The sequence below is a fragment of the Gardnerella vaginalis genome, assembly GCF_001563665.1.
Lineage (GTDB): Bacteria > Actinomycetota > Actinomycetes > Actinomycetales > Bifidobacteriaceae > Bifidobacterium > Bifidobacterium vaginale_A.
The window spans coordinates 1-21848 of the sequence record NZ_KQ961868.1; the positions used below are offsets into that span (position 1 = coordinate 1).

At 43.3% G+C, this 21848-nt stretch carries 27 protein-coding genes; 2 read left to right on the plus strand and 25 right to left on the minus strand.

Annotated elements, in window-relative coordinates:
* Positions 1 to 218: 218 nt before the first annotated feature.
* Positions 219 to 425, minus strand: coding sequence for a hypothetical protein (locus HMPREF3230_RS04135; protein ID WP_075523690.1), 207 nt, complete (start codon positions 423 to 425; stop codon positions 219 to 221).
* 381 nt (positions 426 to 806) lie between these two features.
* On the opposite strand from HMPREF3230_RS04135, the gene sufU reads away from it, so the two are divergent.
* Positions 807 to 1454: a Fe-S cluster assembly sulfur transfer protein SufU gene (sufU, locus tag HMPREF3230_RS04140; protein ID WP_075523691.1), complete on the plus strand. Its 648-nt coding sequence runs from the start codon at positions 807 to 809 to the stop codon at positions 1452 to 1454.
* A gap of 31 nt (positions 1455 to 1485) precedes the next feature.
* On the plus strand, positions 1486 to 1947 hold the full coding sequence (locus HMPREF3230_RS04145; protein WP_075523692.1) for a metal-sulfur cluster assembly factor: 462 nt from the start codon (positions 1486 to 1488) through the stop codon (positions 1945 to 1947).
* 337 nt (positions 1948 to 2284) lie between these two features.
* On the opposite strand, the gene HMPREF3230_RS04150 is transcribed toward HMPREF3230_RS04145, so the two are convergent.
* The 24 genes from HMPREF3230_RS04150 to rplX all read right to left on the minus strand — a co-directional run bounded on the left by HMPREF3230_RS04150 (position 2285) and on the right by rplX (position 21848).
* Positions 2285 to 3652 carry a SufS family cysteine desulfurase gene (locus HMPREF3230_RS04150; protein WP_075523748.1) on the minus strand — a complete coding sequence of 456 codons (1368 nt, stop codon included), beginning with the start codon at positions 3650 to 3652 and terminating at the stop codon, positions 2285 to 2287.
* Positions 3653 to 3787: 135 nt separating this feature from the next.
* On the minus strand, positions 3788 to 4564 hold the full coding sequence (gene sufC / locus HMPREF3230_RS04155; protein ID WP_075523693.1) for a Fe-S cluster assembly ATPase SufC: 777 nt from the start codon (positions 4562 to 4564) through the stop codon (positions 3788 to 3790).
* A gap of 30 nt (positions 4565 to 4594) precedes the next feature.
* On the minus strand, positions 4595 to 5887 hold the full coding sequence (sufD, locus tag HMPREF3230_RS04160) for a Fe-S cluster assembly protein SufD (protein WP_075523749.1): 1293 nt from the start codon (positions 5885 to 5887) through the stop codon (positions 4595 to 4597).
* Positions 5888 to 5958: 71 nt separating this feature from the next.
* Positions 5959 to 7473: a Fe-S cluster assembly protein SufB gene (gene sufB / locus HMPREF3230_RS04165; protein ID WP_075523694.1), complete on the minus strand. Its 1515-nt coding sequence runs from the start codon at positions 7471 to 7473 to the stop codon at positions 5959 to 5961.
* 403 nt (positions 7474 to 7876) lie between these two features.
* Positions 7877 to 8689: a DeoR/GlpR family DNA-binding transcription regulator gene (locus tag HMPREF3230_RS04170; protein WP_075523750.1), complete on the minus strand. Its 813-nt coding sequence runs from the start codon at positions 8687 to 8689 to the stop codon at positions 7877 to 7879.
* 157 nt (positions 8690 to 8846) lie between these two features.
* Positions 8847 to 10040: a quinone-dependent dihydroorotate dehydrogenase gene (locus tag HMPREF3230_RS04175; protein ID WP_075523695.1), complete on the minus strand. Its 1194-nt coding sequence runs from the start codon at positions 10038 to 10040 to the stop codon at positions 8847 to 8849.
* Between the two features lie 39 nt (positions 10041 to 10079).
* Positions 10080 to 12437, minus strand: a complete 2358-nt coding sequence (locus tag HMPREF3230_RS04180; RefSeq protein ID WP_075523696.1) for a transglycosylase domain-containing protein — start codon at positions 12435 to 12437, stop codon at positions 10080 to 10082.
* Between the two features lie 253 nt (positions 12438 to 12690).
* Positions 12691 to 13113 carry a 50S ribosomal protein L17 gene (gene rplQ / locus HMPREF3230_RS04185; RefSeq protein WP_075523697.1) on the minus strand — a complete coding sequence of 141 codons (423 nt, stop codon included), beginning with the start codon at positions 13111 to 13113 and terminating at the stop codon, positions 12691 to 12693.
* Between the two features lie 79 nt (positions 13114 to 13192).
* Positions 13193 to 14188 (minus strand): DNA-directed RNA polymerase subunit alpha, encoded by a 996-nt coding sequence (locus HMPREF3230_RS04190; protein WP_075523698.1) that lies wholly within the window; start codon positions 14186 to 14188, stop codon positions 13193 to 13195.
* 79 nt (positions 14189 to 14267) lie between these two features.
* Positions 14268 to 14666 (minus strand): 30S ribosomal protein S11, encoded by a 399-nt coding sequence (gene rpsK / locus HMPREF3230_RS04195; RefSeq protein WP_075523699.1) that lies wholly within the window; start codon positions 14664 to 14666, stop codon positions 14268 to 14270.
* 84 nt (positions 14667 to 14750) lie between these two features.
* Entirely contained in the window at positions 14751 to 15128 is a 378-nt protein-coding gene (gene rpsM / locus HMPREF3230_RS04200; protein WP_075523700.1) for a 30S ribosomal protein S13, read from the minus strand.
* Between the two features lie 169 nt (positions 15129 to 15297).
* Positions 15298 to 15411 (minus strand): 50S ribosomal protein L36, encoded by a 114-nt coding sequence (gene rpmJ / locus HMPREF3230_RS06235; RefSeq protein ID WP_082266282.1) that lies wholly within the window; start codon positions 15409 to 15411, stop codon positions 15298 to 15300.
* A 22-nt stretch (positions 15412 to 15433) separates the two neighbouring features.
* A complete protein-coding gene (gene infA / locus HMPREF3230_RS04205) occupies positions 15434 to 15652 on the minus strand; it encodes a translation initiation factor IF-1 (protein WP_075523701.1) in 219 nt (72 codons plus the stop codon).
* Between the two features lie 127 nt (positions 15653 to 15779).
* Positions 15780 to 16340, minus strand: a complete 561-nt coding sequence (locus HMPREF3230_RS04210) for an adenylate kinase (RefSeq protein ID WP_075523702.1) — start codon at positions 16338 to 16340, stop codon at positions 15780 to 15782.
* Positions 16341 to 16390: 50 nt separating this feature from the next.
* Positions 16391 to 17758 carry a preprotein translocase subunit SecY gene (gene secY / locus HMPREF3230_RS04215; RefSeq protein WP_075523703.1) on the minus strand — a complete coding sequence of 456 codons (1368 nt, stop codon included), beginning with the start codon at positions 17756 to 17758 and terminating at the stop codon, positions 16391 to 16393.
* Between the two features lie 220 nt (positions 17759 to 17978).
* On the minus strand, positions 17979 to 18434 hold the full coding sequence (rplO, locus tag HMPREF3230_RS04220; protein ID WP_075523704.1) for a 50S ribosomal protein L15: 456 nt from the start codon (positions 18432 to 18434) through the stop codon (positions 17979 to 17981).
* 2 nt (positions 18435 to 18436) lie between these two features.
* Positions 18437 to 18619, minus strand: a complete 183-nt coding sequence (gene rpmD, locus HMPREF3230_RS04225) for a 50S ribosomal protein L30 (RefSeq protein WP_075523705.1) — start codon at positions 18617 to 18619, stop codon at positions 18437 to 18439.
* Complete coding sequence (rpsE, locus tag HMPREF3230_RS04230; protein ID WP_075523706.1) at positions 18619 to 19347, minus strand: 30S ribosomal protein S5; 729 nt, start codon at positions 19345 to 19347, stop codon at positions 18619 to 18621. Before rpsE ends, rpmD begins: the two co-directional genes overlap by 1 nt.
* Complete coding sequence (gene rplR, locus HMPREF3230_RS04235; protein WP_075523707.1) at positions 19344 to 19715, minus strand: 50S ribosomal protein L18; 372 nt, start codon at positions 19713 to 19715, stop codon at positions 19344 to 19346. Before rplR ends, rpsE begins: the two co-directional genes overlap by 4 nt.
* A gap of 1 nt (position 19716) precedes the next feature.
* A complete protein-coding gene (gene rplF, locus HMPREF3230_RS04240) occupies positions 19717 to 20256 on the minus strand; it encodes a 50S ribosomal protein L6 (RefSeq protein ID WP_075523708.1) in 540 nt (179 codons plus the stop codon).
* 16 nt (positions 20257 to 20272) lie between these two features.
* A complete protein-coding gene (gene rpsH / locus HMPREF3230_RS04245; protein WP_075523709.1) occupies positions 20273 to 20671 on the minus strand; it encodes a 30S ribosomal protein S8 in 399 nt (132 codons plus the stop codon).
* 85 nt (positions 20672 to 20756) lie between these two features.
* Positions 20757 to 20942, minus strand: coding sequence for a type Z 30S ribosomal protein S14 (locus tag HMPREF3230_RS04250; RefSeq protein ID WP_004114370.1), 186 nt, complete (start codon positions 20940 to 20942; stop codon positions 20757 to 20759).
* A gap of 1 nt (position 20943) precedes the next feature.
* Entirely contained in the window at positions 20944 to 21516 is a 573-nt protein-coding gene (gene rplE / locus HMPREF3230_RS04255; RefSeq protein WP_075523710.1) for a 50S ribosomal protein L5, read from the minus strand.
* On the minus strand, positions 21513 to 21848 hold the full coding sequence (rplX, locus tag HMPREF3230_RS04260) for a 50S ribosomal protein L24 (RefSeq protein ID WP_075523711.1): 336 nt from the start codon (positions 21846 to 21848) through the stop codon (positions 21513 to 21515). Before rplX ends, rplE begins: the two co-directional genes overlap by 4 nt.

Genomic DNA, 21848 nt, shown 5'->3' on the forward strand with positions numbered 1-21848 from the left:
GTTTGCTTTTAAGATACCCCCCCCCCGTTTGAAAAAGTCAAGAGCCGACCAACTGACACTTATCCACAATTTCAATAAAATAAACTAAAAAATAAAACTAAAACAAGCAAAACATCGTAAAAAATACAAAAACACCAATGTTTTTATAGTAAAAAATATGTTTTCAGGAATTTTCAAGAATTTTCAAGAATTTTCTCAGGAAACTTTAAGGAAACGCATTAAAGCATGCTAAAACCTTGCAAAATCAAGGATTTACACACACCAACACTCAACACGCCCGAGCATGTTCCTTCTCCAAGAGCAGCCACAGCATTTACTAAAGCACCACCAGCTCTCCACAGCACCACTCCACACCACTTCCTACACCATTCCCTCCACCACTTCCACCACACCACTTCCACCACACAACCCCCTCCCAACTCCATCCCTACTCCCTACCTACTCAGTCCCCACTCCCTTTCCTCACCTCTCTATCCGCATCTCCCACTTCCACTTCCATATCTTCCACCTCACACCACCATTCCATACCTCCCTACTACTCCCACTTCCAACAATCATTCCTTCCACCACCATTCCCTACACCTCTTCCACCTTCACATTCCCATTCACCTACACTCATTCCATACCTCCACCTCACAACTCCATCCCTACTCCCTACCTACTCCCTTTCCTCACCTCTCTATCCACATCTCCCACTTCCACCATTCCCTCCACCACTTCCACCACACACTGTCAACAAACACATAATTTATTGGTAAAATCAATGCGAGTTCATCAAAGTGTTTAAGCTAAATCAAGGAGCGCACATGTTTGATATAAGCGTCAAAGCAAACAGCGATAGTTTAGAAAGCATGTATCAAGAAGTAATTCTAGACGCTGCAAGAAACCCTCATGGAAAAACTCATTTTGATATCACAAACGCGCTTGAGCAAGCAGAAACACAAGAAACACACGCTAAGAACTCCACTGAATCTAAAGAACAACAAACTTTAAAGTCAGAAATAAAACTAAACAATACTCACGAAAGTTGCAACATAAAAGAGCACACGCAATCAAAACAATCTTTAGGTCAATCGCATCAATTCAATCCAACTTGTGGAGATGAAGTGACTATGCGAGTAAAACTATCTTACGAAAATGCTAATGAACAAAATCCAATAATTTCAAGCATAAAATGGGACGGCCACGGTTGCTCAATCTCACAAGCAAGCCTTTCAATGATGGTAGATCTAGTTGAAGGAAAATCCGTTGACGAAGCACTAAAACTCGCAAAGCTATTCCACTGCCTTATGCAATCTAAAGGAGCAGGCTTAAGCAACGAAGATGAAGAAAGCGCCCTAGAAGACGCAATTGTTTTACAAGGTGTTTCACGGTATCCGATGAGAATAAAATGCGCACTTTTAGCTTGGGAAGGCTTAAAAGACAGTATTGCAAAGGCTATGCAAGACTTATAGAATCTTATAGACAAGAAAAACAAGGAATATTATGGAAGAAAATCACGCGCAATCATCACTTAACGCTAAAAATATTGGTCGCGTTAAAGAAGAAGACATACTAGACGCTTTACATGACGTTGTAGACCCCGAACTAGGCATTGACGTAGTTGACTTAGGACTGGTTTACGGAATTGAACTTGATGAACTTGGGCGCGCGATTATAACAATGACGCTTACAACTCCTGCTTGTCCTCTTACTGATTTGATTGAAGATGAGTGCGCGAGCGCACTAGTTGGACTAGTTGACGAATTTAGAATCGACTGGACTTGGAAACCACGTTGGAGCGTTGAGGACATAAGCGAAGATGGACGAGCTCAACTTGAAGCTCTAGGCTACAATCTCAGCAATTTGCAAGCCAACTTTGCGTTAGGCGCGAAATACAGTTCAAATCCTAATTTGCTTTACTCTGATTCACAAGAACCTTATGCTGGCATTCCGCCAACCGCATAAAATTTACTAAATTGCATAAACTGCAAGATTTAAGATTATTGACACAACTTATTATTTTGGCTGTGCTTTGACTGTTGTTGTGAGGCGTGGGAATTACTTACCTCACAGGAGCTTCAACTTTTTACGCATGTTTAAATGTTATTGCTTGTAGTAATTGAAAGTTAGATTTTAACTTACTTTAGTTTTACAAATAGTTTGGATTAGGTGTAACTTCTTCAAGCACCGTTTCGCTTTTTATTGTTCGTTAAGTATTTCCCACACCTCACTAATACATAATGAGCATGAAATTACATTGTGTTTTAAATTACTTAGCAAAACAGATTCGATTATTTAAAAATCACACTCCAAAATAGTTACGAACTAAAGATACTGCTTTAACTAGCGCGCGAGCTTCATCAATAGTGTTGTAAACGCCAACGGAAGCGCGATTAGACGCATAAACGCCAAAATGCCTATGAATAGGCTGAGCACAATGATGTCCAACGCGAATTGCAATTCCTTGCGCATCCAAAAACTGCCCAACATCATGTGGATGCACTCCATCAACTTCAAAAGAAACAGTTCCAATGCGATTATTCAAATCAACCGGTCCAAGAACGCGAACTCCCGGGATATCTTTTAACTTCATCAATTCTGCAGCAATCTCATTCTCATGTTTTGCAACACGATTCATATCTAGCGAACGAAGCCAATCTGCAGCAACTCCAGAAGCAACCATTTGCGCAACAGGCTGAGTTCCAGCTTCAAATCTGTAAGGAGCATCCATGTATTGCGCTGGTTTATTCAACCAAGCAAGCTCAACCATTGAACCACCAAAAGACGCAGGTGGAAGAGCTTGAAGTAAATCATGCTTTCCATACAAGAACCCAACTCCAGTAGGACCATACATTTTATGAGCGCTAAAAGCTGCAAAGTCAACATTTAACGCATGGAAATCAACGTGAATGTGAGGCACAGATTGGCATGCATCAAGCACAAAAATCGCTCCAACTTCGTGAGCGCGCTTGCAAATCGGCGAAACGTCTGTAATTGCTCCAGTAACGTTACTAATATGCGTGACTGCAACTATTTTCGTGCGCGAGTCAATTATATTTTTTAAATAATTTGAATCAGTTCGAACTCGTCCATCTTCCCTAACATCAATCCAACGAAGTTCAGCTCCAGTACGAAAAGCAAGCTCTTGAAAAGGCAAAAGTACAGAATGATGATCTGCACGCGATACTACTATTACATCTCCTTCGTGAAGAGCGAAATTTTTGCGGAAATCAGCAGAATTAGCGAAATCAACAGAATTATCGAAATCAGCAGAATTATCACTGTCTTTTTTGTAAATTCTAGCTTTCGCACTAGCGTTACCAATAGAAGTTGCAAGCAAATTCAGCGCGCCCGTAGCGCCCGTAGTAACAACAATTTCTTCGCGCCCAGATTCGGCGCACGCTCCAACAAGTCGCGCAATTTTCGCGCGAGCATCTTCAAACGCAATCGTGCTTAAAGCTGCTAACTCGTGCGCTCCCCTATGAACAGATGCGTTAATAGTTTCGTAAAACTCACTTTCAGCATCTATTACAACTTGAGGTTTTTGTGCAGTTGCTGCAGAATCTAAGTAAATAAGCGGCTTTCCGTGCACAGTATCGTAAAGCGAATTGCCGTGAACTGTGCGGCGTAAAATCGGAAACTGTGCGCGCAAATCGCTAAATTCTCGCATAATATTTTCTTCAGTCATATTAAACCGCCAACTTTACGCTTTTCTTACGCTTTTTATACCAAACCATTAATGCTATTCTGAACGATTTCGTCATGAATATAGATAGACTAAAACTTAAAGCTTGCTTAAGAGCGCTTAAGCAAGTGCAGACTCAGTCGCACCCTCAGGCAAATACTTATCATAGCCTTCTTCTTCCAGCTCGTCTGCAAGCTCAGGTCCTGCAGTCTTCACAAAATGACCTTGAGCAAAAACATGCACAATATCTGGCTTAATATACTTAAGAATTCTCGTATAATGCGTAACCATCATAATACCCAAGCCAGTATTCTCTTTCGCTCTATTCACGCCCTCAGAAACAATACGAAGCGCGTCAACGTCTAGACCAGAATCAGTTTCGTCTAAAATAGCAAATTTTGGCTTCAAAAGCTCTAGTTGCAAAACTTCTGCACGCTTCTTTTCACCGCCTGAAAATCCTTCATTAACTGAACGCGATGCAAATTTCGGATCCATACGAAGTTTTTTCATAGCATCGCTAAGTTCTTTCACCCAGCTTCTTAAAGATGGAGCAACACCGTCAACTTCTGTTTTTGCAGTGCGAAGAAAATTAGTCATAGAAACACCAGGTACTTCCACAGGGTATTGCATTGCAAGGAACAACCCAGCTTTTGCGCGCTCATCTGGAGTCATTTTCAAAATATCTTCACCGTCAAGCAAAACCTGACCTGAATCAACTTCATATTTCGGATGCCCCGCCAAAGTATAAGCAAGAGTAGACTTTCCAGATCCATTAGGACCCATAATTGCGTGAGTTTCTCCAGAATTAACAGTAAGATTTACACCTTTTAAGATTTGCTTTCTGCCTTCTTTTGTTTCTACAGACGCATACAAATCTTTAATTTCCAAAGTTGACATTATTTTCTCCTATTCTTCAGTTCTCGCAAGTTAGTTTTGTTCAGGATCATTTTGCTTAGAATCTACTGATTTAGCAGTATCCTCGGTTCTCGCAAGACGACGCTCAATCGCATTCATTAAATGATTTACAATTTCTGGAACACCAATTTCTTCAATCAACTCGTTAAAGAATCCACGCACTACTAGCTTTCTCGCTTCAACTTCACTGATTCCGCGCGATTGCAAATAGAAAAGCTCTTCATCGTCAAAACGACCAACAGAACTTGCATGACCAGCTCCAATAATATTTCCATTTTCAATCTCCAAATTCGGCTCAGAATCGGCGATTGCTCCAGGAGTCAAAACTAAATTACGATTCAATTCATACGAATCAGTACCAGGAGCTTCAGGCTTAATAAGCGCGTTTCCAACCCAAGTAGAATGTGCTCCTTTACCTTCTAAAGCACCTTTATACACTACTCTAGACTTACATTCCGGATAATTATGCACAACCATAGTGCGATGCTCAACATGTTCTCCAGGATCAACAAAATACATGCCAAGCATATTCAAATCACCTTGCTCGCCACCAAAATCTTGATCCATACGAATACGAACAACATCTCCACCAAGAGTGACCATTGTGTGACGCAAAGACGCACCTAAACCTACGTGAATACGCTGATTTCCAACGTGCTTACTGCCCAAATCCCACTCTTGAATAAACGTTGTAGAAATATGAGAATGCTCACCAAGTATGATTTCTACGCCTTCAGCAAGTTTTGCACAGCCGGTATGTTCGATAATAATATCTGCGTTTGCACGAGAATCTGCTTCGACTACTAAATGCAGTGCGTCAAGCGTATTAACATTATTACCCTGAATTTTAAGTACGATTGGCTTTTTGATTTCGCCAGATACATGAAGAACATGCGCTTGTTTCGCTACATTCCAAGCAACTGCAGCTACTCGATCTGAAGGCTTTAGATTTGTATGTGGAGCATCTTCCTTCTGTTTTACGCTTAAACTTACTTTACCAAATTCGCCAATATAATCGTCATCTAAATCAGCTCCACCAACGCCTTCAAGCTTTACTTGAAGACTATTAGACGGTTCAAAACACTCGAAAAACTCGGCAATTCGCTCTACTGGAGTATATCTCCAATCTTCCTGCTTACGCGTTGGAATCGCAAAATCATCCACGTTAAAAGATCTCACAGATTTATCTGCACTAGAAGGCATTGCTGCAGGGACAGCGTACGGATCTAGAGGATCCGCAACAGGAATTGCTATTTCTTTTTGATTCATGTTATTGCCCAAATTTTTAGTTAAATTTTCGCTCAAATTATTACCAACTTCACTACCAACTTCATTACCAACTTTATTACCAAAATTCTCGCCCAAATTATCACACATTATCCAACAGAACCTTCCATTTGCAATTCAACTAATCTATTAAGCTCAAGTGCATACTCCATTGGCAACTCGCGACTAATCGGCTCTACAAAGCCACGAACAATCATTCCCATAGCTTCTTTTTCTTCAAGCCCACGGCTCATCAAATAAAATAGCTGATCTTCAGAAACCTTGGAAACAGTGGCTTCATGAGCCATAGAAACGTCATCTTCACGAACATCAACATGAGGATACGTATCTGACCTTGAAAAATCATCGACAAGCAATGCGTCACACACAACAGAGGAACTAGATCCTTTAGCACCTTTAACAATCTTCACAAGACCACGGTAAGCAGAACGCCCACCACCACGCGAAATAGACTTAGCAACAATCGTAGAACTCGTGTGCGGAGCTAAATGAATCATTTTTGCGCCTGTATCTTGATATTGCCCACGACCAGCAAAACTCAAAGACATTGTTTCAGCTTTAGCATATGGTTCTGCAAGAATACAAGCAGGATACTTCATAGTAGCTTTAGATCCAATATTTCCGTCAACCCACTCCATTGTGCCACCTTCACGCACATAAGCGCGCTGAGTGACTAAATTATAAACATTATTCGACCAATTTTGAACAGTTGTGTAACGAACTCGAGCATGCTTTTCAACAATAATCTCAACATTTGCAGCATGAAGTGAATCCGTAGAATAAATTGGAGCAGTGCAACCCTCTACGTAATGAACGTAAGAACCTTCGTCTGCAATAATAAGCGTGCGTTCAAATTGCCCCATATTCGGCGTGTTAATGCGGAAATAAGCTTGAAGCGGAATATCAACATGAACGCCTTTTGGTACGTAAACAAATGATCCGCCACTCCAAGCAGCTGTGTTAAGAGCAGCAAACTTGTTGTCGTCAACTGGAATCACAGTTGCAAAATACTTTTTTACAAGCTCCGGATACTTTTGAACTGCTGTATCTGTATCTACGAAAATCACACCTTGAGATGCCAAATCTTCGCGAATCGAATTATAAATAACTTCAGATTCATATTGTGCAGCAACACCTGAAACTAAGCGCTTTTTCTCAGCTTCTGGAATACCCAAGCGATCGTAAGTGTTACGAATATCCTCAGGCAAATCATCCCAAGTTTTCACTTGATCGTGAACAGGACGCACGTAGTACTTGAAATCATCTGCATCAAAACCGCTTAAATCAACACCCCAATCCGGCATAGGCTTTTGTAAAAACGCGCGATATCCTTGTAAACGAAGATTAAGCATCCAGAAAGGCTCATTTTTATCTGCAGAAATCGCACGAACAACAGATTCATCAATACCCTTTTTTGCAGCCTCGCCGGCAGCATCAGAATCATGCCAACCGTAATTATATTCACCAAATTCAGCTACAATCTGCTCATCTTTACGAATCTTTTCTTCATTAACGCGAGCGCGATCAGCCACATACTGGCTCATTTCCACGTCTGCAGCTGTATTATTTGCTGTATTGTGAAAATCATTCGCATTAACGCACATAACGCCTCCAATAGCGCAATTCACTAAGGGTAAATGTAGCAAAAATACTTACCCTAACATCTATAAATTATCCCTAATATAAAGGTTACATCGAGAAAGCTCGCAGCGGTATAGAATGCATAACGCAAAACGTAATTTTTATCACAGTAACACTTAATGAAATAGCAAGAATGGAAAGATGGGATAGAGATATGGGAAATAAATAGATGGGAAATAGCGAGAAGAAATGTATATAAAAAATAAATAGATGGGAAATAGCGAGAATGGAAATAGCAACAGGTGCATCTTCCTTGATACACCTGTTACGCATTAACAAATTAAATTATACTTACAACGCAATATTAAATTACGCTAAATCCACTATCTAGATTCACCAACTAGACTCACTATCTAGATACACCAACTAGATTCCAACAGAACGCGACTCTATCTCTTCTCTTGTAGGAGCAAGAACTAAATCTTTAACTAATTCACGAGTACGCAACTGGCTACTAGGCTCTAAACCGTCATCTGTAATAACAACATCAACTTGATCAAATCGCGCAAAAAGCGAAAGAGAAGTACACTTCCACTTAGTATGATCAGTCAAAATAATAGTGCGATCCGCAATATCCATCAAAGCCATATCAGTAGCAGCTTCAAGCGAATTTGGCATAAGGAATCCACGCGGCAAAGAAACTGAATGAGTTCCCAAGAACACAGTATTAACGCGCAATGATGCCACAACTTTATCTGCAATAGGACCAACAAGCGAATTCGAACGCGTAATAACACCGCCAGTTACAATAACCTCAACATCCTTTGACTCGAGCGCTTGAACTAATTCCGCTACAGGAATTGAATTAGTTAAAATAGTAATTCCTGCAGCTTGACGCGACTCTAACAAATGCTGAGCAAACACATACGCTGTAGTGCCACCACCAATAGCAATAACATCTCCAGGTTGCACATAATCCACTGCTTTACGCGCAATAGCATCCTTCAAGCCAATATCCATTTGAGATTTTACAGAAAATAAAGGCTCACTTAACAACGTATTAGTAGTTACAGCACCACCGTGTACGCGTTTAAGTAAACCCTTATCAGACAACTCGCTTATATCTCTACGTATAGTCATGGCACTTACTGCAAGTTCTTTAGATAAAGCAGTAATACGAACTGCACCGCGAGTACGCAGACGATTCAAAATCAAATGTTGACGCTGTGAAGAAATCATATTAACATTATCGCACACATATACGCAAAAAACAAACTCAATTGAGCGTTTCTATGTGCGAAGTGCAATGCAACGCACAAATAAAAGCAAATAAGAGAATCTACACGCAAAAAACGCACAAAATCGAACGTAATTAAAATACGATAATCAACTCGTCTTAAGCGTCAACACCAACAGCATCAGAAACATGCTCATAACCATCCGCTTTAAGCAATCTAGCTAAACCACGCTTAAGAACGCTAATCTGCTGAGGTCCTCTATACATAAGAGAAGAAATAAACATCACTAAATCAGATCCAGCACGAATCTTCTCATATGCTTGACGAGGAGTAGAAACTCCACCAACGCCAGCAATCGTAAAACGATCTCCAAAAGCAGCGCGAGTTTTGCGAATAAGCTCATTACTTGCTTTATAAGCAGGAGAACCAGAAATACCACCTTGCAAATCAGAAGGAATATTCAAACCTATTCGATTCTTACGTAAATTCGCAATAGTTACTCCATCAACTTTATGCTCGTTAAGAACATCTAAAAGCGACTTAAACTGCTCCCAGCCCCCCGGCAATTCCAAAGGCATTTTAACAAGCGTTGGCTGATTACGCTCAACTTTATCTAACACTGTAAAAAGCTTATCCAATGCATTAGGATCACTAAAAGGCTCTCCAGCGCGAGTATTCGGGCACGAAATATTCACTTCAATCATCGAAGTGCGATCAGCTGCACGCTCAAGAGATATACGATAATCTTCAATTCCTTCGTCTAAATCGCCAACTAAATCGTCATTCGTACGCGCAATAGACACAGAAATCGCCATAGAGCGCATGGAAGTAAACGCCTTTTCAGCGCGAGAAACAACAGCATCACAACCGTCATTACTTAAACCAGCATGCACAAGAATCGAATCATACTCAGGAAAACGGTGATACCAAGGCTTTTCATTACCTGCACAAGGACGCGATGTAGTAGACCCGACTGTTTCAAAACCAAATCCAGCATTATCTAGAACATACGTTAAATCACAATTTTTATCTAATCCAGCGCTTAAACCAAAAGGATTATCAAAATGCAATCCCATAACATCAGTTTCAAGCACAGGATCAGTGTAATTAAGAGTCGATCTTAAAAGCCACATTAGCAACTGGTTATTTTCGCAAGATTTGCACAACGCAATCATGCGATCGTGAGCTTCATCTGGAGGAATGTTAAAAACCATATGAGGCTTAATCACATGTTTATAAGCAAACGTAAACAAATCCGTTGCAGCCATATTAACCGCGTTCGCGAGCGCATTATTAGAAACGTATTTCTTAAGCGACTTTTTTGAGCCTGAAGCTGAATTTACAGTTGTCATACTCTAATATTAAAGCTCAACTCAAATAACAGCAAATTTTTAATCATTGCCTTCTTCGCCAGCATCTCCTGCACCACCATCTCCGGCACCACCTGTACCGCCGGCACCGCCTGTACCGCCGGTGGTAGTTTGCTCACCAGATTGAGATCCACTACGCGAATTGCGTTGCTCACGAGCAGCTTCACGCTGAGCATCTGCATCACGCTCAGCTTGCCCCTCATCATCTTGCAACCTTCTATAACCTGAAGGCATAGAGCCACCAGCCATAAAATCAGGATCTGGCTGTCCGTAATCATTATCTTGCGGAATATTAGCTGCAGAAAGATAATCATTCATAAACGCTTTGAAAGCAGGCGCTGCAATAGTTACACCATACCAAGTACCACGGCGAACACCTTTAATAGTCGCTCCATTAAAGCTCTTAGGATGCTCAGCATTACCAATAGCAACGAAAGCAGCAACTTGATTAGGAACAAAACCGCCTGTAAGCATATAAGTATCCTGGTTAGTACCAGTCTTAGCGAAAGTCTTACGACCATTAGCAAGCTGTGCAGGACGAGCTACACCACTAGGCTGAACAACACCTTGATTCATAGCAAAAGCTACAGTTTGCGCAACCTTCTTAGGAATTGCTTGATGGCAATGAGCGCTTGGAACACGCAAACGTTTTCCGCTTTTATCTACAACTCGCTTAATTGCAATAGGATCACACTGAACTCCATTAGCTCCAATAGTTGCATAAGCATTAGCCATAGTAAGTGGAGAAGCTTGAACAGAACCAATTAACATAGCCGGATTCATAGAGTTCTTAGAGAACACATCTTCCTGACCGTACGGAGAATTATGGTATCCAATAGTTCTAGCTGCTTCAGCAACAGCACACAATTTAATTTGAGAACCAATAGCAGCCTGAATAGTGTTATGAGAATGAACAAGACCCATTAAAGGAGTTTCAACACTAACATTTCCACCACCAGCGTTATGAACAGACCAACGTCCTTGTCCACGATACCTTGCACAAGAAAAATCTGAATTATTATACAAAGTGCTTGTATGCAAAGGCGTGTTTATTGATTTGCCTGCTAAAAGCCAAGCAACCATATTAAACGGTTTCCAAGTAGAACCAATCTGCCAGCCAAGACCGCCACCGTCACGTTCATCAACAGCATAGTTAATAGCAGTATGAGTTGGATCTAGCCTTGCAGCATCAGTCGCATCATAAATACGATTGCTACCAAATCCAAGAACTTCACCAGTACCAGGCTTAATAGCTGCAATCGAAACCTCAAATCCGCTTTTATCATTGACAGGAACAGTATCACGAGCTGTTTTCATAGCAGCTTCATTTGCTTTAATATCCATTGTGGAATAAATATCAAGTCCACCTTCGTTAAGCAACTTTTTACGTGCTAAAACGCTGCTACCAAACTCGCGAGAATTAAGAATTTTCTTAGTTACATAATCGCAGAAGAACGCTGAGTCACCAGCAGCTTGACAACCAATGTGAGATATATTTCTTTGAATATTCAAAGTATCTTTAATAGGAGTTGCACAAGCTTTATCGTGCTCACTCTTGGAAATAAAACCTTGACGTAACATCAAATCCAAAACAGTATTACGCTGAGCTTGAGAAGCTTTTTGATTGCTTTCAATTGAAGGATCAAAACGTGAAGGATTCTTAGTAATAGCAGCAATAGTAGCAGATTGTACAAGATTAAGATCAGCAGCAGTAGTATTGAAATATCGTTTTGCTGCCATCTCAACGCCATACAAATTATTGCTACCAAATTGCGCTATATTTAAGTATCCTTGCAAAATTTCCAGCTTTGAGTACTTTTTCTCAATTTGGATAGCTATAAGCATTTCTCGCAACTTGCGAGCTATAGTTCCTTCAGACGCATGATATTCAGAAATAGGATCGTTATCGTCATGCGCTTTAATCATAAGAACATTTTTTACGTATTGCTGTGTGAGAGAAGATCCACCTTGCATACTTGAATGCCTAATAAAAGTTTGAACAAATGCGCGCATAACACCTTGCACATCTACACCTGAATGTTCAAAAAATCGGCGATCTTCACGAGCAACCATTGCTCGTTGCATGTATTTTGAAATTTTACGCAAAGGAACAACAGTACGATTTTGAGCATAAAATGTTGCAATCACAGTTTTACCGTCTGCAGCAAAAATACGCGATTTCTGAGGTAAAGCTGTAACGTCAAAATCTATTCCATCAACTCTAAGTGAAGGCACAACAGACTTCACTACGCTGTTCACGCTCATAACTCCAGGAACGAATAATATACTTAATGCACCACCGCCGCACACGCACAATAAAACGTACGTGAGGAACAGTGCTAATACACGATGAACAGTAAGTGAATTCTTTTTAGGCATGCGTACTATTCTAAAGGTTTCCCTCTACTTGATAAACATTTAAACATTTATAAAACATTTATAAAACATTTATAAACTTTAACATTTGAATATTTTAAACTTGAACATTTAAATATTTATAAAAAACGAGCCAGGAATAATCCTGACTCGTTTAAGTTAAATTTCGAGGTAATTATAAAAGATAATCATAAAACATAATTGCAAAAGCAACTAGAATCACAATATATCTAACTCACTATACCCCTGCGGCCTATTAAGCCTCTGCAGCCACCTTCGTTGCAGCTTCAGCTTCTTTAACGACTGCCTTCTTTGGGCTTACTGGCTCAACAACAAGCTCAATAATAGCCTGTGGAGCAGTATCGCCACGGCGAGGAGCAATCTTCACGATGCGGGTATATCCGCCTTCGCGTTGCTTCATCTGCTCAGCAATCGAAGTGAAGAGAGTGTGAACCACGGATTTATCGCGGATCACGCGCAACACGCGACGACGTGAATGCAAATCGCCACGCTTAGCGAATGTAACCAAACGCTCAGCAAGTGGACGAAGACGCTTTGCCTTTGGCAGAGTCGTCACAATACGACCGTGCTGGAAAAGGCTGGTCGCCATGTTGGCCAGCATCAGGCGCTCATGAGCTGGGCTAGAAGCCAGACGAGGGCCTTGTTTCGGTGTAGGCATTGTTACTCCTTATTGCCGTAATATTCAGGTGGGCATCAACCCGAACATCCGAATACTACGGCGATTGCAGGGATACTTCTTACTCGTCTTCAGGAGAGAAGAAAGTACCACCTTCGAGATTATTGGCGTCAAAGCCAATCGGTGAAGCCTTCAATGACAATCCCATGGATTGCAACTTTTCTTTCACTTCATCGATGGATTTCATGCCGAAATTACGAATATCGAGCAAATCCTGCTCAGTGTGAATAACCAATTCACCGACTGTATGAATACCTTCACGCTTTAAGCAATTGTAGCTACGTTGCGTAAGATTCAAATCTTCAATCGGGATAGCCATTTGGGAATCAGCTTCCTCAGTGGCAGGAGCTGGACCTACTTCTACACCTTCAGCCTCAACATTAAGCTCACGGCAAAGACCGAAAAGCTCAACTAAGGTTGAACCAGCGGATGCAACTGCATCACGTGGAGAAATAGCCGGCTTGGTTTCCACATCCAGGATGAGCTTATCGAAGTCCGTGCGCTGTTCCACGCGGGTAGCTTCGACCTTATAGCTCACCTTTAATACTGGTGAGTAGATCGAATCCACAGGAATGCGACCGATTTCGCTATTCTCCTGCTTATTCATCTGAGCTGGAACATAGCCACGGCCGCGCTCAACAGTAAACTCAATCTCAAGTTCACCATCTTCTGCGAGAGTAGCAATATGCATCTCAGGATTAGCAATAGTGACACCAGCCGGAGGAGTAATATCTCCAGCAGTTGCTTCACCTTTGCCATTCTTTCGAAGATACATAACTACTGGCTCGTCGTACTCACTAGTGAGCACAATACCTTTGATGTTCAGTAGGATTTCAGTGACATCCTCTTCAACACCTGGCAGAGTCGTAAACTCATGAAGAGCACCAGAAATACGTACCGATGTAACGGCAGCTCCTGGAATAGAGCTCAACAATGTACGACGCAGCGAATTGCCGAGCGTGTAGCCAAAACCTGGCTCCAACGGCTCAATAGTAAAGCGAGAACGCTGGGGATTCAGTGATTCCTCGGTAAGTGTCGGACGCTGTGCGATAAGCACTTTGGTATCCTTTCAGCTTCTGGTCGGTGGTGCACTCGCCGCCCATAAGCGGGTTGGATGGATGGATTCGTAAGAGTGCTCAGACGCGGCGACGCTTTGGTGGGCGTACGCCGTTATGCGCTTGCGGGGTGACGTCGGTAATAGAACCAACTTCGAGACCCGCGGATTGAAGGGAACGGATAGCGGTTTCACGACCGGAACCTGGACCCTTAACAAACACATCGACCTTCTTAAGGCCGTGCTCCATAGCCTTGCGAGCAGCAGCCTCAGCGGCCATACCTGCAGCGTAAGGAGTCGACTTACGGGAACCCTTAAAGCCGACATCACCACCGGAAGCCCATGAAAGGACTGCACCGGATGGATCGGTGATGGAGATAATCGTGTTATTAAATGTTGACTTAATATGCGCCTGCCCAACCGGTACCGACTTGCGGTCCCGGCGACGCGGCTTGCGCGAGGCTTGCTTTGCAGCTGCCATTGACCCTCGTTTCCTAATTACGAATGAGTTGGTAATGTCTAGGCGATGGAAATCAACCCGTGGCCTAGAGCCGACCACCGACTACTATCGGGTGGCCTTCTTCTTCCCGGCGACAGTACGCTTTGGACCCTTACGGGTGCGAGCATTAGTCTTAGTACGCTGACCACGCACAGGAAGACCCTTGCGATGACGCTGGCCTTGATAGCAGTTGATCTGAATCTTACGACGAATATCGGCGTCGATTTCACGACGCAAATCGCCCTCGATCTTGTAATTAGCTTCGAGATAATCACGCAAGGTGATCAATTGATCATCAGTAAGATCCTTGACGCGGGTATCCGGATTAACACCGGTCGCGGCAAGCGTTTCCTTAGCGCGAGTACGTCCTACACCAAAAATATAAGTGAGGGCGATCTCAATGCGCTTCTCATTGGGAATATCTACTCCGGCAAGACGTGCCATTGTAATTCCTTTACTGTTACGCAGGTCGTGCACCAAATCTTCCGCAATTACGGCCTGGGCCTGCGCACCCAGGGTTCAGTACTATATCGCAACTTTAACAGCTGAAACATTTGTTAGTACTGTGATTTAGTGCCTTTCTTATTTCTTTATTTCCGCGATGGGAATCTACTCAGCCCTGACGCTGCTTATGACGTGGGTTGGTGCAGATCACCATGACGCGGCGTTTGCGTTTGATCACACGGCAATTGTCGCAGATCTTTTTAACACTCGGGCTGACCTTCATGGTTTTCCTTTTTTCTTGTACCTTACTTGTATCGGTACGTAATACGCCCACGGTTCAAATCGTATGGACTCATTTCTAACACAACACGATCTTGCGGCAGAATACGAATATAATTCTTACGCATTTTGCCTGAGATTGTAGCGAGCACGATGTGTTCATTCTCAAGCTGCACGCGAAACATTGCATTTGGTAATGCTTCAACTACTCTGCCTTCGACTTCAATCACACCGTCTTTTGCCATGAGCCTCGTTCCGTTCCTTGGACATAATACTTTGCGCGTCCGAAGACACACCAATCTTTAATAATACAGCAAAAGCGCCCAATACGACACACGGCGTGTCGCACTAGGCGCAAATAATCAAATTAGTTCAGCTCAAAGATTGAATAATGCGATGACTAATATCACTCACATCACCAACGCCATCAACCTCAACTAATTGGCCACGACTATCGTAAATATCAAGCAATGGTGCTGTTTCACGCTCATAAGTTTCAAGACGCTTAGTAATCACTTCAGGAGTATCGTCAGAACGACCTTGCTCAACTGCACGCTTTTTCATACGCTCAAAAAGCACGTCACGCTCTGCTTCTAAAGCAATCACATGATCTAAAGGAGTACCAAGCTCTTCAAGCATAGAATCCAAAGCCTTAACTTGAGAAGCGTTACGAGGATACCCATCAAGAATCCAGCCATTCTTTGCATCATCTTGAGCCAAACGATCCTTAACAATGCTATTTGTAAGCTCATCAGGAACTAACTCGCCTTTATCAAGATATCCTTGAACTTTCTTTCCGAGCTCAGTTTGATTTTTAAGATTGTACCGGAAAATATCTCCAGTAGATATAGCAGGAATACCGTAATGTTCACTCAACAACGCAGCCTGAGTACCTTTGCCAACGCCTTGCGGTCCCATAATCAGCAATCGCATATAAATTCTCCTTAAATGTAACGCCTATATCAGGCATCACTAAATATTATTTACTCAGATAGTTGCTCTTGAGAAACTTGTTTATTGTTCTGTGGCTTTTGCTCATCGTGATTAAACAAGAAACCAGCATACTGGAACTGCTCAGTCTGAGCTAATGCTTGACGTAATGTATCCAATCCAACGCCTGCAATAATCAGAATTGTAGTTCCACCGAATGGCAACTTAGTATTCAGATGCAAAGCCATAATCAATACAGTCGGAATCAAAGCAACAAACAACAAGTAAACAGCTCCAACAGTATTCAATCTATTCATAACGTAGCTCAAATACTTACTAGTAGCACTACCTGCGCGAACACTTGGAATAAATCCGCCATATTCTTTCATATTATCTGCAGTTTCATCTGGATTAAAAGTAATCTCAGTGTAGAAGAAGCAGAAGAATACAATCATCAAAGCATACAAAGCGATATACCAAACAGATGTTGTGTTTGCAAAATTAGCGTTAATCCATCTAACCCATTCTTTAGAAGGATCTGCGAATTGCGCTATAAGCGTAGGAACTGCGAGAATGGAAGACGCGAAGATTGGTGGTATAACGCCGCTCATGTTAATCTTCAAAGGAAGATACGTTGAAGATCCGCCATACATCTTTCTACCAATCATACGGCGAGTGTATTGAACAGGAATACGACGTTGTGCAAGTTCCACAAAATCAACGAAAACAAGAATAACAAGCAAGACTCCGGTAACAATACCAAACTTTACCCAATCGCCATCGCGACCGTTAGTACCCCATCCAATATTCCATAATTGAGGCAAGAATCCGGAGCAAATAGACATGAAGATTAAGACAGACATGCCTTGACCGATGCCTTTATCGGTTATAAGTTCTGCCATCCACATGATAAGACCTGTGCCGCCGGTCATAATAATAATCATGATTGGCAAATTACTTGCATCTGGAATAACACTACCCTGGCAACGACCACCGAACAAAGCTCCAGAACGCGCTGTAATCAAGATAGTAGTAGACTGCAAAACAGCTAAACCAACAGTTAGATAACGAGTATACTGAGTAAGCTTAGTTTCTCCAGACTGTCCTTCTTTATGCAAAGCTTCAAAGCGTGGAATTGCAACTCGCAATAACTGAATCACAATTGATGCAGTAATATATGGCATCACGCCTAAAGCAAAGATAGAAAGCTGCAAAAGAGAGCCACCAGAGAACAAATTGACTAAGCCAATGAAGTTCTCGCTAGAAGAAGCTAGATTTGTGGTACATTCACGTACTATCTTATAGTCCACACCCGGAATCGGGATGAACGAACCGATACGATAAATAATTATCATTGCGAAGACGAAAAGGATTTTATTCCTCAACTCCTTCGTCTTGAAGGCCTGGATTAACGTTTTCACCTGGGTCTTCCTCCCCTTTCGCGCGACTTCTAGACGCAAACCAGTTAAAAAACAAACTCTGTTGCAATAGTGTAACCTACGGTATCTACCGGCGCGCCGTTAAGAAAAATAGCTCGAAACGATTGCAAACAAATAGAATCTAAATAGCAGATAATCCCCCCAGCATAAGCCGGAGGGATTATCAAAAAATTTAAGTGACTAAAAATTAGTTTAGAACTAATTACTCTTCACTAACAGAGCCACCAGCAGCTTCAATCTTAGCTTTGGCGGATGCAGAAGCCTTTACACCTTTAAGATTCAAAGCAACAGTTAATTCACCATCGCCCAAAACCTTAACAGGATAGCCATCACGCACAGCGCCCTTGACTACCAAGTCTGCAACATTAACTTCGCCACCCTTTGGGAAAAGCTCAGCAAGAGCTGCAACGTTTACAACTTGGAATTCCTTCTTGAAAGGACTTCTGAAGCCACGAAGCTTAGGTAAACGCATGTAAAGTGGAAGCTGGCCACCTTCAAAGCCTGGACGAACTTGGTAACGCTTCTTCGTACCTTTATCGCCACGGCCAGAGGTTTTACCTTTTGAGCCTTCGCCACGACCAACACGAATGCGATCTTTATTAGCTCCTGGAGCTGGACGCAACGTGTGCATGTGCAACATTGGTTCTTCATTAGCCATAATCAGTCAACCTCCTCAACGCTTACAAGATGGCGCACAGCCATTACCAAGCCACGATTGACTGGAGTATCTTCACGAACTACGCTATGACCAATCTTATGAAGGCCAAGAGTACGCACATTCGCGCGCTGACGCTCGGTTGAATGAACTAAACCGTGCACCAGAGTGATCTTCAAATTAGACATCACTCACCATCCTTTGCAGCTTGAGCCTTTGCAGCTTGAGCATCTTCGCGAGCCTTGCGTGCTTCAGCGATGCCAGTAGCACGTTCGCGAAGCAAAGCATCAGGAGCAATCTCCTCAAGTGAAAGACCACGACGAGCAGAAATCTCTTCTGGCTCTTCAAGCTTCTTCAAAGCATCCACAGTTGCACGAACCACATTTACAGCGGTTGCAGAGCCCATGGACTTGGTGAGAATATCGGTGATGCCAGCGCATTCCATAACGGCACGCACAGCACCTCCAGCGATTACACCAGTACCAGGAGCAGCTGGACGAAGCAGAACAGTACCAGCAGCATCGTGACCGATCACTGGATGAGTGACGGTGCCACGAATACGTGGAACAGTAAACATATGCTTCTTAGCGTCTAGCTGACCTTTAGCAATTGCAGCTGGAACTTCGCGAGACTTACCGTAACCAACACCAACAGTGCCCTTACCATCGCCTACAACAACAAGTGCTGCAAAGCTGAAAGTACGACCACCTTTGTGGGTCTTTGAAACACGGTTAATAGTTACAACGCGATCTAAAAGCTCTTCACCGCGGTTTTCTTCACGACGGCTACGACGCTCACCACGCTTGCCCTCGCCCTTAGAACGGCGAGAACGGCGGTCATCATTGCGTTCCTCAGCGGATGCCTGAGTGTTCTGAGTTTCTTCAGCCACTTGGGTTTCCTTTTCGTTGTCGCTCACAGTGCCAGACCTCCCTGACGAGCGCCTTCAGCAACAGCTGCGACGCGACCATGATATTTATTACCGCCACGGTCGAAGACTACAGCGGTTATGCCCGCTTCCTTCGCCTTAGCCGCGATTAACTCGCCAACCTTAGTTGCAGCTTCAGTCTTAGTTCCGGTGAAACCGGCAAAATCAGAAGTCAAAGTGGAAGCACTTACTAAAGTAATACCTTTAGTGTCATCCACAATTTGAGCAACCATATGACGATTGGAACGAGAAACGACCAAACGAGGACGCTCCGATGTGCCGGAGATACGCTTACGAAGACGGGCGTGACGACGCAAACGCGCAACTTTCGTACCTTTACCGAAAATCTTGACGCTCATATCACTTACCAGCCTTTCCAGCCTTGCGCAGGATACGCTCATCTGAGTACTTGATGCCCTTACCCTTGTAAGGCTCAGGAGCGCGTAGCTTGCGAATATTTGCAGCAACCTGACCAACGACCTGCTTATCAGTGCCTTTGACGATTACTTGGTTGGGATTCGGCAACTCTAATTCGATGCCTTCAGGAGGTTCAATAGTAATCGTATGCGAATAACCGAGTGAGAACTCAACGCCCTTACCCTTCTTCGCTGCACGATAACCAGTACCAACAATATCCAAAGTCTTAGCGTAACCATCATGAACGCCCTTAACAATGGATGCAACGATTGCACGAGCCAAACCATGCTTTGCACGAGTTGGACGCAAATCGTCAGCTGGAGTTAATACAACCTGTCCATCAGCAACTTCAGCAGTAATGCCTTCTGGGATTACATAAGTATCAGAACCTTTAGCACCCTTAGCACTAAAAGCCTGACCATCAATTTTCACTTCCACGCCTTGAGGAATGTCGACGGGGAGCTTACCAATATGCGATGCCATTTTCAGCTCTCCTTTCTCACCATACGTAAGCGACGATTTCGCCGCCAATGCCTCTGTCGAGGCATTCCTTCTGGGTCAACAATCCCGAGCTGGTCGAGATAATTGCAATACCGAGACCACCAAGAGGCATTGGCAAAGAGTCTGACTTTGCGTAACGACGCAAGCCTGGCTTAGAAATGCGCTTAATGCCCTGGATGGAACGCTGACCATTGGAACCGTACTTCAACGTAATTTCCAAAGTCTGTCCAACCTTGGCTTCCTTAGCAGCAAAGTCTTTAATATAACCTTCGCGCTTCAGAATCTCGGCGATATTCGCCTTGAATTTGGAGTACGGCATATCAACTGTATCGTGCTTTGCCGCACTCGCATTACGCAGACGTGTCAACATATCTGCGATAGGATCTGTCATTGTCATGTGGGCTAACGCCCTTTCTCGCCGTGGTTTCCACCGCCAAATTTAAGACTTTTTGTCTAAAGCAGTGGACCTTCAGCGTCGATATTTACCAACTGGACTTCGTAACACCCGGCAGTTCACCGCGATGAGCCTTTTCACGAAGGCATACGCGGCACAAACCGAACTTGCGATACACTGAGTGGGGACGACCACAAACCTGGCAACGCGTATAAGCGCGTACCTTGAACTTCGGCTTAGCGGCCGCCTTGTTTTTCAGAGCGGTTTTTGCCATTTCAGTTCTCCTTGAATGGGAAGCCAAGATGCTTAAGCAAAGATTTAGCTTCCACATCGTCCTTGGTGGTGGTCACCACGGTGATGTCCATACCACGCTGATGATCAATCGAGTCAGGATCAATCTCATGGAACATTGACTGTTCTGTAAGACCAAAGTTGTAATTACCCTGACCGTCAAACTGGTTACCATTGATACCGCGGAAATCGCGAATACGAGGCAGAGCCAGAGTGAGAAGACGATCCAAGAACTCCCACATACGATCGCCGCGAAGAGTTACATAAGCACCAATAGCCTGTCCTTCACGCAAATGGAACTGCGCAACAGACTTCTTAGCCTTGGTGACTTTTGGCTTCTGACCGGTAATCAAAGTGAGATCTTTAATCGCTCCTTCAATAAGCTTTGAGTCACGAGCAGCTGCGCCGACGCCCATAGAAACGACGATCTTTTGCACGCGAGCAACTTGCATAGGATTTGTGTGGCCAAATTCCTTTTCCAAAGCTGGAACGATTTGATCATTATATTGCTGTTTTAAGCGCGGAGTTGCCGGTGCCTCAACTGTAGTATCGGTCATGCCAGCTCCTTTCCGGACTTCTTGGCGACACGCACGCGCACGGTTTTCACCTTGCCGTCACGAGCCTCTTGCTTGACGATCACGCCCACGCGGGTAGGCTGCTTAGTTTCTGGGTCAATAACCATCACATTAGAGCGATGTATTGGAGCTTCAACAGAAACAATGCCTGCCTGCTGACCCTGCTGGGTAGCACGGACATGCTTCTTAACAACCTGTACACCCTCTACAATAAGACGGTCCTCAGGAAGTACACGAAGTACTTTACCTTCTTTACCGCGATCCTTACCGCGAATGACCTTTACTTGGTCGCCGGACTTAATTTTGGCTACCAT